Annotated in this window: 15 protein-coding genes; 6 read left to right on the top strand and 9 right to left on the bottom strand. The window is 70.6% G+C overall.

Going from position 1 to position 12,203, the window contains the following annotated elements; all coding sequences use genetic code 11:
* Positions 1 to 70: 70 nt before the first annotated feature.
* Positions 71 to 214, top strand: a complete 144-nt coding sequence (locus tag EU555_RS36395) for a hypothetical protein (protein WP_167858693.1) — start codon at positions 71 to 73, stop codon at positions 212 to 214.
* Between the two features lie 25 nt (positions 215 to 239).
* On the opposite strand, the gene EU555_RS28870 is transcribed toward EU555_RS36395, so the two are convergent.
* Positions 240 to 497 carry a hypothetical protein gene (locus tag EU555_RS28870; RefSeq protein ID WP_135418830.1) on the bottom strand — a complete coding sequence of 86 codons (258 nt, stop codon included), beginning with the start codon at positions 495 to 497 and terminating at the stop codon, positions 240 to 242.
* A 165-nt stretch (positions 498 to 662) separates the two neighbouring features.
* On the opposite strand from EU555_RS28870, the gene flaF reads away from it, so the two are divergent.
* Positions 663 to 1,028: a flagellar biosynthesis regulator FlaF gene (gene flaF, locus EU555_RS28865; protein ID WP_135418829.1), complete on the top strand. Its 366-nt coding sequence runs from the start codon at positions 663 to 665 to the stop codon at positions 1,026 to 1,028.
* A gap of 91 nt (positions 1,029 to 1,119) precedes the next feature.
* On the opposite strand, the gene EU555_RS28860 is transcribed toward flaF, so the two are convergent.
* The 3 genes from EU555_RS28860 to EU555_RS28850 all read right to left on the bottom strand — a co-directional run bounded on the left by EU555_RS28860 (position 1,120) and on the right by EU555_RS28850 (position 2,946).
* Positions 1,120 to 1,440 carry a hypothetical protein gene (locus EU555_RS28860; RefSeq protein WP_135418828.1) on the bottom strand — a complete coding sequence of 107 codons (321 nt, stop codon included), beginning with the start codon at positions 1,438 to 1,440 and terminating at the stop codon, positions 1,120 to 1,122.
* 223 nt (positions 1,441 to 1,663) lie between these two features.
* Positions 1,664 to 2,131, bottom strand: a complete 468-nt coding sequence (locus EU555_RS28855) for a Rap1a/Tai family immunity protein (RefSeq protein WP_245524550.1) — start codon at positions 2,129 to 2,131, stop codon at positions 1,664 to 1,666.
* A 137-nt stretch (positions 2,132 to 2,268) separates the two neighbouring features.
* A complete protein-coding gene (locus tag EU555_RS28850; protein WP_135418827.1) occupies positions 2,269 to 2,946 on the bottom strand; it encodes a hypothetical protein in 678 nt (225 codons plus the stop codon).
* Between the two features lie 323 nt (positions 2,947 to 3,269).
* On the opposite strand from EU555_RS28850, the gene EU555_RS28845 reads away from it, so the two are divergent.
* Complete coding sequence (locus EU555_RS28845; protein ID WP_245524549.1) at positions 3,270 to 4,064, top strand: trypsin-like serine peptidase; 795 nt, start codon at positions 3,270 to 3,272, stop codon at positions 4,062 to 4,064.
* Here the strand turns inward: EU555_RS28845 and rsmD are convergent.
* Both rsmD and EU555_RS28835 read right to left on the bottom strand, forming a co-directional pair.
* Positions 4,054 to 4,611: a 16S rRNA (guanine(966)-N(2))-methyltransferase RsmD gene (gene rsmD / locus EU555_RS28840; RefSeq protein ID WP_135418825.1), complete on the bottom strand. Its 558-nt coding sequence runs from the start codon at positions 4,609 to 4,611 to the stop codon at positions 4,054 to 4,056. The two genes, EU555_RS28845 and rsmD, sit on opposite strands and share 11 nt — an antisense overlap.
* A gap of 9 nt (positions 4,612 to 4,620) precedes the next feature.
* The gene (locus tag EU555_RS28835; protein ID WP_135418824.1) at positions 4,621 to 6,495 is read right to left on the bottom strand and encodes a pseudouridine synthase; all 1,875 of its coding nucleotides are present in this window, start codon (positions 6,493 to 6,495) and stop codon (positions 4,621 to 4,623) included.
* Positions 6,496 to 6,539: 44 nt separating this feature from the next.
* On the opposite strand from EU555_RS28835, the gene EU555_RS28830 reads away from it, so the two are divergent.
* The 3 genes from EU555_RS28830 (at position 6,540) to EU555_RS28820 (ending at position 9,442) form a co-directional block, all read left to right on the top strand.
* Entirely contained in the window at positions 6,540 to 7,022 is a 483-nt protein-coding gene (locus tag EU555_RS28830) for a nucleoside deaminase (RefSeq protein WP_135418823.1), read from the top strand.
* Between the two features lie 92 nt (positions 7,023 to 7,114).
* On the top strand, positions 7,115 to 8,443 hold the full coding sequence (locus tag EU555_RS28825; protein WP_135418822.1) for an Nramp family divalent metal transporter: 1,329 nt from the start codon (positions 7,115 to 7,117) through the stop codon (positions 8,441 to 8,443).
* A gap of 150 nt (positions 8,444 to 8,593) precedes the next feature.
* On the top strand, positions 8,594 to 9,442 hold the full coding sequence (locus EU555_RS28820; RefSeq protein ID WP_135418821.1) for a transglutaminase-like domain-containing protein: 849 nt from the start codon (positions 8,594 to 8,596) through the stop codon (positions 9,440 to 9,442).
* 215 nt (positions 9,443 to 9,657) lie between these two features.
* Here EU555_RS28820 and EU555_RS28815 read toward each other — a convergent pair whose 3' ends face one another.
* The 3 genes from EU555_RS28815 to EU555_RS28805 all read right to left on the bottom strand — a co-directional run bounded on the left by EU555_RS28815 (position 9,658) and on the right by EU555_RS28805 (position 12,195).
* Positions 9,658 to 10,038, bottom strand: a complete 381-nt coding sequence (locus EU555_RS28815) for a hypothetical protein (RefSeq protein WP_245524548.1) — start codon at positions 10,036 to 10,038, stop codon at positions 9,658 to 9,660.
* Positions 10,039 to 10,585: 547 nt separating this feature from the next.
* Complete coding sequence (locus tag EU555_RS28810; protein ID WP_135418820.1) at positions 10,586 to 11,008, bottom strand: Ohr family peroxiredoxin; 423 nt, start codon at positions 11,006 to 11,008, stop codon at positions 10,586 to 10,588.
* 329 nt (positions 11,009 to 11,337) lie between these two features.
* Positions 11,338 to 12,195 (bottom strand): DMT family transporter, encoded by an 858-nt coding sequence (locus tag EU555_RS28805; protein ID WP_135418819.1) that lies wholly within the window; start codon positions 12,193 to 12,195, stop codon positions 11,338 to 11,340.
* Between the last annotated feature and the right edge of the window lie 8 nt (positions 12,196 to 12,203).

Below are 12,203 nucleotides of genomic sequence, written 5' to 3'. Positions count from 1 at the left end.
CATCGACAATTCACCCATCTCTCTCACCGGGCGGTGCCGCGACGCGGCGCGCCAGATCGGATCCTTTGCCATGACCAGCGCCAGCCAGACCCCGTCAGAGACCCGCCTCGCCGCCCCGACCGCCAGCGCCCACTCGTTCACCGCGGCGCTCTGCGGCTTCCTCGGCTCGACCGCGGCGACGACCGTGGTGATGCTGCTCCTCAGCAGCGTCTGACGGGCTGCGGCGTCCGCGCCGCCATTCAGGGCGCCACCGACCAGAAGCGGCGGCGCGCGAACAGCATCTCCGGCTGGCCGACCTGCGGGGTCCCCGCCGGCATCTGGGCCTGGGCCGCCGGCGGCGGGCAGGCCGCCGGCTCCGGGCGCCGGCTCTGGATCACCGCCGGCTCCGGCCGCACCAGCCCCATCCTCACCTGGACGTCCGGGTTGCGCAGAGCCGCGATCGTCGCCACGGCGGCCATCAATGCGCCCGCGACGGCGCCGAGGAGGAAGTTCAGCATAGCGGCCGGTCCTTGCGCCGACATCGTAGCGGTTTGAGGGCGGAACGCCGGCAATCCGGTCGAGCCGTTTGCCGACACGTCGCTGGTCTCTCACAACCCTAGCTTAACAAATCGATGGCAGACCTGCCTGCGGGGCCACGCTGCGGCCCACGGGAGAGGCAGACGATGAGCTACGCGGCGAACGCCTACGCGAAAGTGTCGCAAACGGCGTTGACCCCCCGCGAGGCGGAAGCGGCGGTGCTGATCAAGGCAGCGGCCCGCCTGCAGACGATCCAGGACAATTGGGACGCGCATCACACCACGCTCAACGACGCCCTCGGCTTCAATCGCAAGGTCTGGACCATCCTCTCCTCCGCGGCGACGGAGCCGGACGCCCCGCTGCCGGAGGAGATGAAGACCGCGATGGCCCGCCTCGGCGCCTTCGTGTTCACCCGCACCCTCGACGCGATGGTCGAGCCGAGCGCCGACAAGCTGACGGCGCTGATCCGGATCAACCGAGAGTTGGCCAACGGCCTGCGCGGCAACCCCTGACGCCCCCTCCCCCGATCGGCCGCAGAGGCGAGAAAAAGCCCCCGTCCCGGGCGGGACGAGGGCTCTCGCCGGCATGGGCGGGCGGGCGCGCTTACTTGTGCTGCCGGCGGGTCAGGGCACTGTCGTCGCCCGACGTCGTGGTCATCGGGGCTTCCAGGCCGCTGGTGTTCTGCTCGGCCCGGTCGGGCAGGGTCTGGTCGAAGTTGCGCCGGTTGGCGGCGTGATCGTGGTACTGCTCAGTCTGGACGAACTTGCTGTCGAGGCCCCGCGCCGCGCCGTGCTGGGACTTGTCGCGGTTGCTGAGCACCATGTTCTCCTCGAGAATGCCCTCGGGCAGCTCGGTCATCGCGCCGGTGCCGGAGCCCTTGCCCTGCGCCCCCGGACCCATGTTGTGCCTGTCGGCCTTGGCCATGCTCATCCTCCGATCAGCGGATCGCGGGACGAGGCTCTTTCGCCGTTGGCGGCGCCTCGTCCCACCGTACTCACTGAGAGTATGAAGCGCATCGGCCAGAGCAAGCGGAGCGGCAGGAAATATTGCCGGGAACCTTTTGCCGTCGAATGCGATGCGCGATACCATCTGACCATGGGCTGGGCTGCACCTCCCGAGGGGTCAGGGGCCCGATCGCCGGCGAGACCTATTCCTTCCGGCACGGGAACTTGTCGCGCAGGGCCAGCAGGGCGAGGACGCCGGCCTTCTCGCGCAGCGCCGGCGGGTGGGCAGCGCCGTAATCCACGACCGCCCGGACGAGCTGCAGGCGGTTGCCGTCGGCCGGCAGGCAGGTGCCGAGGAGCGGCGGCTGATTGGCGGTGTCGGCGACGCCGGCGAGGTCCTGCACGGCGGCCATGAAGGCCCAGCAGCCGACGGTCTCCGGATCCTGGCGGAACTCGACCTGGTCGCCCCGGACCTTGGCGCCGCGCAGCAGGCTCTTGCACTGCGCGACCAGCACCGCGCCGTCCGCCGCGCGGGCGGGAGCCGGGGCCAGCACGGCAGCGGCCACCACGAGGGCGGCCGGGAGAGCGAGGGGGGGATGCGAGGCGTCGGGAACACGCAGGGTCCCGCCGGACCGAGCGATGGTGTTCCGGAACCGGCTCAGGATCGACATGCGGACTGACAACTCGACGCGGCCGGCCGCGTGGCTGCGGCCCGCCCCACCTTAGCAAGCGGAGCCGCCGCTCGCCCCGCCCGCGGTCCCGTCAGCCACACCCTCGTTGCCGCAGGCACCGAGCCCGCGACGCGGGTTCAGCGCGGGTAGACCACCCGGGCCAGGGCCGCCTCGACGCGGGGTGTGGGCACCACCGTCGCGGAGGCCTTCTGGTACTGCGCCATCATCCGCCGGGCGGCGTCGGCCGGCAACGCGCCGATCGGCGCCGTCATGGCCAGCAGCTCCTTGCGGGTCTTGGCCGGCACCACGCCCGGACGGTTCACGTCGTGGAAGTCGGCCATCTTGTGCTTGTCGGAATCAGGCGTGCCCTGGAACACCCGCGGTCCCTCCGGCATGATCACGATGTCGCCGGGCCTCAGGGTCGGGTCGCGCAGGAGCGCGGTGCGGGCATCGAGGGATTTCAGCGGCGACACCGCGATCGCCAGCGGCTTCACCTCGGTGGCCTTCTGCGGCTTCACCTCCGGCTTCGGCAGGGCGACGTAGCGGGTCCGGCCGCGCAGGGCGCGCGCCTGGGTCGCCAGGCTCTTGCGCCGGGTCACGCGCTGGCGCATCGGCGCGTCGTAGGGCTGGACCGCGTAGGGTTGCGCCGTCGGGGCCGGTGCGGCGGCCGGGCCGGAGAACATCTGCCGCAGGAAGTCCAGGCCGTCATTCTCCGCCCGCGCCCCGGCGCTCGAGGCGATCAGCAGGCAACCCGACGTCATCGCCAGGAGCAGGGCGCGCAGCCGGGCAGCCGGCGTGGTCTGGTGCAACGGCATAGGGCCCCTCCAGTCGAGTGCGTCGCTCGGCCTTGAACAATCCGTACTGGTACGCGGGCCATTAACCTCGGCGGCAGCCTGCCAGTTCCGGGCTTCGCGCCATAGATGAACAATTTATGAGTGCGGGGTCCCGGGCCCGCTCCGATCGGCGGAATCGCCCGCGAAGGCGGCCGGCGCAGGAGGACGGAGCGGTCCGGACCTGACTTTCTCACGACTGGTCTTGTGCGGGCGCCCTCGAACACTGGCGTCCTGCCCGCTACGATGGACCCTCAAGGGTGACGCAAGGGGAGGCGCGGACGATGCCGCAGCGGGGACGGATTCCGGTGCCTCTCGTCGTCAGCCTCATCCTGGCGCTCGGGCCTCCGGCGCAGGCGCAGGCGCCTGCCCGTCTCCCGGACAAGCGCGTTCCGATGGAGCCGACGGCCTGGCCGTTCACGGCGATCGGGCGCGTCAACGTGGTGCAGGGGCCGGCCCATCGCAGCCATTGCACCGGCACCCTGGTCGGCCCCCGGCACGTGCTCACCGCCGCCCATTGCCTGTTCGACGCCCGCCTCGACGCATGGGTCAAGCCGCACCAGGTCCATTTCGTGGCCGGGCAGGCCCGGGACCTGAACGGCGGCACCGCCGAGGCGGAGGCCTTCCGGTTCGCCCCCGGCATCGACCTGCGGCTCGCGGCGCGGCCGGCGCGCGGCGCCATCGCGCCGGAGATGGTCGGGCGGGACTGGGTGGTCGTCACCCTGCGCCAGCCCCTCGCCCTGAAGCCGGTGCCGTGGCTCGTCCTGCCGGATGCCGACCTGCCGGCGAGCCGGCCCGGCACCGTGGTGGCGCTCGCCGGCTACGCCGCAGACCGGCCCTACCTGCCGGTGATCCATCGCGGCTGCGCCGCCCGCATCGACGCCCCCGCGCCGGGCCAGCTCACCGGCCTGTGCGAGTCGATGTCGGGGGAATCCGGCGCGCCGGTCCTGGTCCTCGACGCCGACGGGAGCGCGGCGATCGTCGGCATCCACACCGCGGTGACGCAGGGGGTGCGGGTCGGGAGCGCCTATCGCTCGGCGAGCGGCGTCGGGGTCGCGGCGAGCGGCTTCGCGGCGGCGCTCGACGAGATGGTCAAGCCGTGAGGCGCCAGAACGCCACCTGGGTGTCGCCGTAGGTCCGGCGCTCGAGTTCGGCGAAGCCCTCCGGTGCCGCCAGGGCCGCGGAGGCCGCCTCCTCCACCACCGCCAGCGCCCCGGCCCCGAGCCAGCCGCCCTCCCGGGCCGCCGCGAGCGCCTTCGGGGCGAGGTCGCGGCCGTAAGGGGGATCGCAGAAGACGAGGCCGAACGGGGCGCCGGGCGGCGCCGCGCCGAGGCGGGTCGCGTCGCGGCGAAACAGCCGGGTCACGCCCCCGAGCCCGAGGGCGTCGAGGTTGGTCCGGATCACGCAGCGGGCCTCCGCCCCGTCATCGACGAGAAGCGCGAAGCTCGCGCCGCGGGACAGGGCCTCGCAGGCCAGCGCCCCGGTGCCGGCGAACAGGTCGAGGACGCGGGCGCCCGCGACCGGATCGTCGTAGGCGTGGGTGAGGACGTTGAACACGGCCTCGCGCAGCCGGTCCGAGGTCGGCCGGATCGCGTCGCTGCGCGGCCCGGCGAGGCCGCGGCCCCGCAAGGTCCCTCCGACGATCCGCATCGCTCAGGCTCAGGCTCCGCGCGGCGGCCGGCCGCCGCCGGGACGGCCGCCCGGCCGCGCCCCGCGCCCGCCGGGCTTCCCGCCGCCGCCACCGCCGCCCGCCCGGAACCCGCCGCCGGGCTTGCCGAAGGGCTTTCCGCCCCCGCCCGGACGGCCGCCGCCGGGGCCGCCCTTGCCGGCGAAAGACTTGCCGGCGAACGGCTTGCCGGAAAACGACTTGCCGCCGGGACGACCCTCGCCCTTGCCGGCAAAGCTGCGGCCCTCGCCGCCCTTCGCCCCGAACGAGCGGCCTTCGCCGCCGGCTGACCGGAACGAGCGGCCTTCTCCGCCCCCGCCGCCGAAGGAGCGGCCCTCACCACCCCTGCCGAATGGCCGGCCCTCACCCCCGCCCTTGCCGAAAGAGCGGCCCTGGCCCTCGCCGGACCGGCCTTCGAAGGAGCGGCCACCGCCCCCCCTGCCCTCGAAGCTCTTGCCGCCGAAGCTCTTGCCGCCGACGCTCTTGCCGCCGAAGCCGCGGCCGCGGCCCTCCTCGGCGAGGCCGTCCTTGGCGCCGCCCCGCGGAGGCCGCGCCGGGCCTGACTCGTCGCGGGGGCGGCGCATCGGGCGGGCGTCGCGGCCGGGAGCGTCGTCGCGGTCGCGGAACCGGGTGCGGCGATGCGGGGCCGGCGCTTCCTGCGGCTGGGCTACCAGGCGCTCGACCAGCACCCGGCGCTCGCCGCTCGCGATGGCGCCGACGCGCTTGCGCGGCGCCTCCGCCGTGGCGGCGCGGATCTCCTGCGGGGTGTCGCCGCGCCGGTGCACCCGGCCGCGATTCGGCAGGTCGCCGGCAGCCTCGGCCTCCGGGTCGCGCCAGACCGTGCGCGGCGGCGCCGGCGGACGCCGGGCCCCCGGCGCGCCGGGCGGCTTGCCGAATTGCGGCCGGGCCGGATCCCGCCCGCGGGGCGCGCCCTCCTGCGCCGCCTGGCGGGCGGCGGCCTTCGGCGAGCCGAACGGCGCGATCGGCTCGCGCACCGGGCTGGTGAAGTCGACCCCGGCCTGCTCGGCGAGCGTGGTGCCGAGCTGGTCCTTCAGCACCCGGGTGCGGATCTCCTCGACGAGCCCCACTTCGAGGTCGCCGAGCTGGAACGGCCCGAAGGAGAGCCGGATCAGGCGGTTCACCGACAGCCCGAGATGCTCGAGGATCCGCTTGACCTCGCGGTTCTTGCCCTCGCGCAGGCCGAGCGTCAGCCAGACGTTGTCGCCCTGCGCCCGGTCGATCGTCGCCTCGACCGGGCCGTACTCCATCCCGTCGATGGTGACGCCCTTGCGCAGGGCGTCGAGCTGGGCTTGGTCGATCTCCCCATAGGCGCGCACCCGGTAGCGGCGCAGCCAGCCGGTCTCGGGGTGCGCGATGACCTTGGCCAGGCCGCCGTCATTGGTGAGGAGCAGGAGCCCCTCGGTGTTGATGTCGAGCCGGCCGACCGCCACCACCCGCGGCAGGTCTTCGGGCAGCACGTCGAACACCGTCTGGCGCCCCTCCGGGTCGCGGGCGGTGGTGACCACGCCGCGGGGCTTGTGGAAGAGCCACAGGCGGGTGCGCTCGCGGGTCGGCAGCGGCTCGCCGTCGATCGTGATGCGGTCGCTCGGGGTCACGTTCACCGCCGGCGAGTCGAGGCGCGCGCCGTTCAGCGTCACCCGGCCCTCGAGGATCATCGCCTCGGCGTCGCGGCGCGAGGCCACGCCCGCCCGGGCGATCGCCTTGGCGATGCGCTCCGGCTCCGGCTCCGCCGCCTTGGTGGCCGCGCGCTTCGTCGAAGCCTGGCCCTCCGGGGAGCCCGCGGATGCCTCGTCCCGTCCGCGACGCCGCTGCGGCGCCCCGGTTTCGTCGTCGTTGCTGTCGTTCATGCGCGCCTGATACCAGACGGGGTCTGTCCAGGCGAGCGGAACCGATGCGCGAATTTGATGGGGCGCCCCCGCGTCCGGATCCCCGTCCGGATCCCCTCGGCCTCGCCCTTGCGGCGGCCCGGGAGGCGGGGCTGCGGGGCGAGGTGCCGGTGGGCGCCGTCGTGGTGCGGGCCGGCGCGGTGCTGTCGGTCGCCGGAAACCGCCCCCGGGCCGACCGCGATCCGACGGCGCATGCCGAGATCCTGGCGATCCGCGCCGCCTGCGCGGGCCTCGGCGACGAGCGCCTGACCGGCTGCGACCTCTACGTCACCCTGGAGCCCTGCGCGATGTGCGCCGGCGCCATCAGCTTCGCGCGCATCCGCCGGCTCTACTTCGCGGCCGCCGACCCGAAGGGCGGCGCCGTCGAGCACGGGCCGCGCTTCTTCAGCCAGCCGACCTGCCACCACGCCCCCGAAATCTATGGCGGCCTGCGCGAGAGCGAGGCGGCGGCGCTGCTGCGCGACTTCTTCCGAGAGCGGCGGTCCTGATTCGCGCCGAATTCAGCCTTCTCAAATCAGTATAGCAGTGGCTATAAAGGGGACGGGCCCGCAGCCGGGCGGGAGCGACGGAGCACGGGCGGATGCGGGACGGATGGGCGTGGCGCGCGGGCGCGGCGGAGCCGAGCCTCGGGGCGATGAACGCGAGCGTGCCGGTGCGCGCCACCGGGTCGTGGCCGCGGCGGCTGCTCGCCTTCCTGGGCCCCGGCTACATGGTCTCGGTCGGCTACATGGACCCGGGCAACTGGGCCACCGACATCGCCGGGGGGGCGCAGTTCGGCTACACGCTGCTGGCCGTCATCCTGGTCTCGAACCTGATGGCGGTGGTGCTCCAGGCGCTCGCCGCGCGGCTCGGCATCGCCACCGGCCGCGACCTCGCCCAGGCCTGCCGCGACGCCTATCCGCGCCCGGTCGGGATCGCGCTCTGGCTCGCCTGCGAGGCCGCGATCATCGCCTGCGACCTCGCCGAGGTGATCGGCACCGCCATCGCGTTGAAGCTCCTGTTCGGCCTGCCGTTGCTGGCCGGCGCCATCCTGACCGGCCTCGACGTCCTGCTGATCCTGCTCTTGATGCGCCGGGGCTTTAGGGCGCTCGAAGCCTTCGTGATCGCGCTGCTCACGATCATCTTCGCCTGCTTCGCGATCCAGATCGCGATGGCCGCGCCGCCGATCCGCGACGTGCTCGGCGGCTTCATCCCGTCACCGAAGATCGTCGCCGACCCGGCGGCGCTCTACCTCGCCATCGGCATCCTCGGCGCCACGGTGATGCCCCACAACCTCTACCTGCACTCCTCGATCGTGCAGACCCGGGCCTATCCCCGCGACGAGGCCGGGCGGCGCAGCGCCCTGCGCTTCGCCGTCGCCGATTCGACCATCGCCCTGACGCTGGCGCTCTTCGTCAACGCCGCGATCCTGATCATGGCGGCCAAGGTCTTCCATGCTGCCGGCCATACCGGCGTGCAGGAGATCGAGGAGGCGCATGCCCTGCTCTCGCCGCTCCTCGGGGTCGGCCTCGCCTCGACCCTGTTCGCGCTGGCGCTCCTGGCATCGGGCCTCAACTCCACCGTCACGGCGACGCTCGCCGGCCAGATCGTGATGGAGGGCTTCCTGCGCCTGCGCCTGCCCGACTGGGCGCGCCGCCTCCTCACCCGCGGCATCGCGATCGTCCCGGTGGTGGTGGTCACCGGCCTTTACGGCGAGCAGGGCACCGCGAAGCTCCTGGTGCTGAGCCAGGTCGTGCTGTCGATGCAGTTGCCCTTCGCGGTGATCCCGCTGGTGAGCTTCGTCTCCGACAAGCGCAAGATGGGCGCCTTCGTCATCCCGGCGTGGCTCAAGCTGCTGTCCTGGGCGATCGCCGCGGTGATCGTCGGCCTCAACCTGAAGCTCCTCCTCGACACCCTCTCCGGCAGCTGACCCGGTGTCGGAAAGCAGACACAAGCGCAGACGCCTCGTCGATGCACAACATTTGAGCAAAGGTCGCCGACGGAATGGGGCGAGATCTCGGAACATCACCGCGGCTCAAGGATTGAGGCACCACGTCTTTTGATTTGCGTGGACGCCACGATGAAGATCCGCACCGGCTACTCGATCGCCTTCGACACGCCCGGCCCGACCCCGATGGTCCTGATGCTCAACGTGCATCCCTCCCGGGCCGGCGACCTGATCACCCCCGACACCCTGACCATCGACCCGCCGGTCCCCGCGCACCAGTTCGTCGATTCCTTCGGGAATGTCTGCACCCGGGTCACGGCGCCGGGCGGCCGGATCACGTTCTCGGCCGACTTCCTGGTCCAGGACAGCGGCCAAGCCGACGACGTCGCGCCGGACGCGGTGCAGCACCAGGTGCAGGACCTGCCCGACGACGTGCTGCCGTTCCTGCTCGGCAGCCGCTACTGCGACACGGACAAGCTGTCGGACACCGCCTGGCAGCTCTTCGGCCATACGCCCGAGGGCTGGGCGCGGGTCCAGGCCATCGTCGACTACGTGCACAACCACATCCGCTTCGACTACCAGCGCGCCGATTCCACGCGCTCGGCGCTCGACGGCCATACCCAGCGCGAGGGCGTCTGCCGCGACTTCGCGCATCTGGCCGTCACCTTCTGCCGCTGCATGAACATCCCGGCGCGCTACTGCACCGGCTATCTCGGCGACATCGGAGTGCCGGCGGTGCCCGACCCGATGGACTTCTCCGCCTGGTTCGAGGTGTATCTCGGCGGCCGCTGGTACACGTTCGACGCCCGGCACAACACGCCGCGGATCGGCCGCATCGTGATGGCGCGGGGCCGCGACGCCACCGACGTGGCGATCTCGACGAGCTTCGGCCCGGCCTGGCTCGCCAAGTTCGAGGTCCACACCGACGAAGTCACGGAGCCGGTGCCACAGGCCGTGGCGTGGCTTCAGGCGGCGGAATAGACGACCCGCGCCATCTCCCCGCTCCCGTGTGGGGCGATCAAGAAGGCGGGCACCCCGGGAATCTCGACCCGTGCGGTCGACGATCGCGTGCAGGCGATGGGCGGGACCGGCATCTCCGCGAGCCGACCTGCCCTACCCTGCCCTCCGGCCTTGCCGGTCGCCGTGGTGGACCAGCCTCGGCGACGCCACCTCCCGGGGCACGATCCACATCATCATCAGCCCTGCGACGGGGAACCCCGGTGACAGCGCCGGTACGTGCCGACGTCGTTGCCGTTGATCCGGACCGACAGGACCTCTCCGCGCAACGCCGCGACGACAACCGCGGCATCCGATCTCCCGGACGGCGAGCACGAGCCGCGCCAGGTGACGACGTCACCGGAACGAGACACGCTCTTGAAGTTGCAGGCGAACTCGTCCCCGGCCATGCTGAGCGGACTGATCGTCAGCGCTCCGTCGAGCGGTCGGCACATGCCGGGATCGGGTGCCCAGTCGCCGACGATCGAGCGTCCGGCGGCGAGGGCCGGATCACAGGCGAGGAGCAGGGATACGACCGCGAGAACGAGGGCGTAGGACTGGCGGGCGGACAAAGTGGGCATGCAGGAATCCTTGCGACTGGGCCTTCGTTCTCCAGCGATCCTAAGGCGGGTGAGCGACGAAACCCTGTGCCGGAATCCGCAAATGCGCCGGATCTTCGTGCAACACTCATCAACGACGTCCCGGAACTCTCCGCCGCTGAGCCGACGGAGACGTCCTGCCGTCTGACGAAGTGACGCCTTGTCAAATATCCCTTCGAAGTTGCTGGATAGAAGATCGTACTCGGTTGCCTGATCGGGCCCCGATACCGATAACCGGTTCAATGATGGCCTCAAGGATCGATTCCTGCTGCAGCCCAGGGGACCCCTTGCGGCGTCGATCTGTGCGATCGGGTCCGGCATGGTGCCGCATCGGGGCAAACCGCCAATGCTAACCGCGTGCTGCCAAAAACAGGCCGGCTTCCTTGAATTCGGGTCGCCGACCTGCGACATGCCACCGTAGTAATGAGAGCGCTCTAATGCTCAGTGTCTGTCACAGAGCTCCCGATCGCTGGCCTTGCCCAGTATGGCGGCCTCGGTGCAGCGGGAGTTTCGTGAGGTGCACCCAATCCTAATCAGAAGAGCTGACCAAGAACCGTGTCTCGACATGACCGGCCGTTGCATTCGTATAAGCGCAGATGCGCTTGGCTTCAGCGATGACGGCATCGACATCGTCGGTGGACAAGCCCGGAGCTTTGACGGCGAAATCGGCGCGCAGGCCGTAGCGGCCGTCCTCGCGGACGAACAGCGTCACCTCCGTGTCCACCGTCACCGCCCCGGCGTCGAGCTTCTTCTGACCAGCGGCGAAGCGCACGGCACTGGCGAAACAGGCTGAAAAACCTGCCGCGAACAGCTGTTCCGGATTGGTGCCTTGGCCCGAGCCACCGAGAGCGGCCGGGAAGGCGAGGCGCACGTCGAGTTGCCCATCGTCGGAGCGTACGACTCCATCGCGGCCCTGCTCGACATGTGTCCGGGCGACGTATAGATCCTTCATGACTGATCTCCATATCTCGGCGGTCGAAGACACGGGATCCAGCTCGCGCCGCCGTCGCGAGCAGGATTGAGACTGATCGATACCTTTTCGTCTGTATCTGTCATATCTTTTTGCTGATATTTGCAACAAAAAGAAACTGCTATATTCAAAATATTCAGGGTGTCCTAGAATTCATTCTCATCACATCGATTAAAAATCTGCATCTTCGACTGACTTTGCGACAAAGACTGCCGCGAGCAGCATGTTGCAGGACATTGATTTCGCATAAAGCAAAAACCATAGACAGGTCTGTACGCCCCCCGAAACGTCGCCGATCAACAATGTATTGATCATGCCTTTGATAATTGCAATGAATACAGCCCTGCAACGATCACGATGAACGCGCCGATCGCCGTGCTGACGAACACGTGCTCATCAAAAACCATAACGCCAAAAGCCGAGGCGAATACGAGCTGGAGATACGCTAAGGGTTGAACGATATGTGCTTCGACTCGGGTATAGACACTGATGAGAAGGACGTGGCCGAGGACACCGGAGCCGCAGAGCAGGAGCAAAGGCGCAGTGTCGGACAGGTCGATCGGCACCCAGTGCGGCAGACCAAGCCCCGTCAGCACCGTCGCTGCAACGAGGCCCGTATACAGGACATTCGTGAGGGGCGAATCCGTGCGGGCGACGAATCGCGTGAGCAGGGAATAGGCGGCGAAGAGCAGGGCCGCCAGGAGGACCAGGAGAGCACCGGGCGCGACGAGTCCGGCGCCGGGCCGCAAGATCACCACGACCCCGAACGCGCCGAGAGCGAGCGCGCGCCAGCTGCGTGCGGGCACATGTTCGCCGAGCAGCGGACCGGCCAGCGCGGTGATGAGGAGCGGGTAGGAGGCGAACACGGCGTGGCTTTCGACGAGACCGATGAGCGTGAAGCCGCGGACGAGCAGGATCAGTTGAGCCGCGAGCAGGATGCCGCGCAGCCCCTGCAGGAGCGGCCACCGGGTCGACAGGGCCCGCGTCACGCCGCCGGGACGGCACGCGCACCACGCCAGCACGCAGGTGCCGAAGAACCAGAACCGGAGCATCAGCACGACGACGACGGGATACTGCGTGGCGAGCAGGCGCGAGAGCGCGTCCTGGCTGCCGAACACCAGCATCGCGAGCATCATCAGAACGACGCCGGACCGGGCGCTGGCCTGCATCGGTTCGC

It is taken from the genome of Methylobacterium nonmethylotrophicum (assembly GCF_004745635.1).
Lineage (GTDB): Bacteria > Pseudomonadota > Alphaproteobacteria > Rhizobiales > Beijerinckiaceae > Methylobacterium > Methylobacterium nonmethylotrophicum.
Note: the sequence above shows the minus strand (reverse complement) of the source record. Positions and strands in the feature narration are given on the sequence as shown.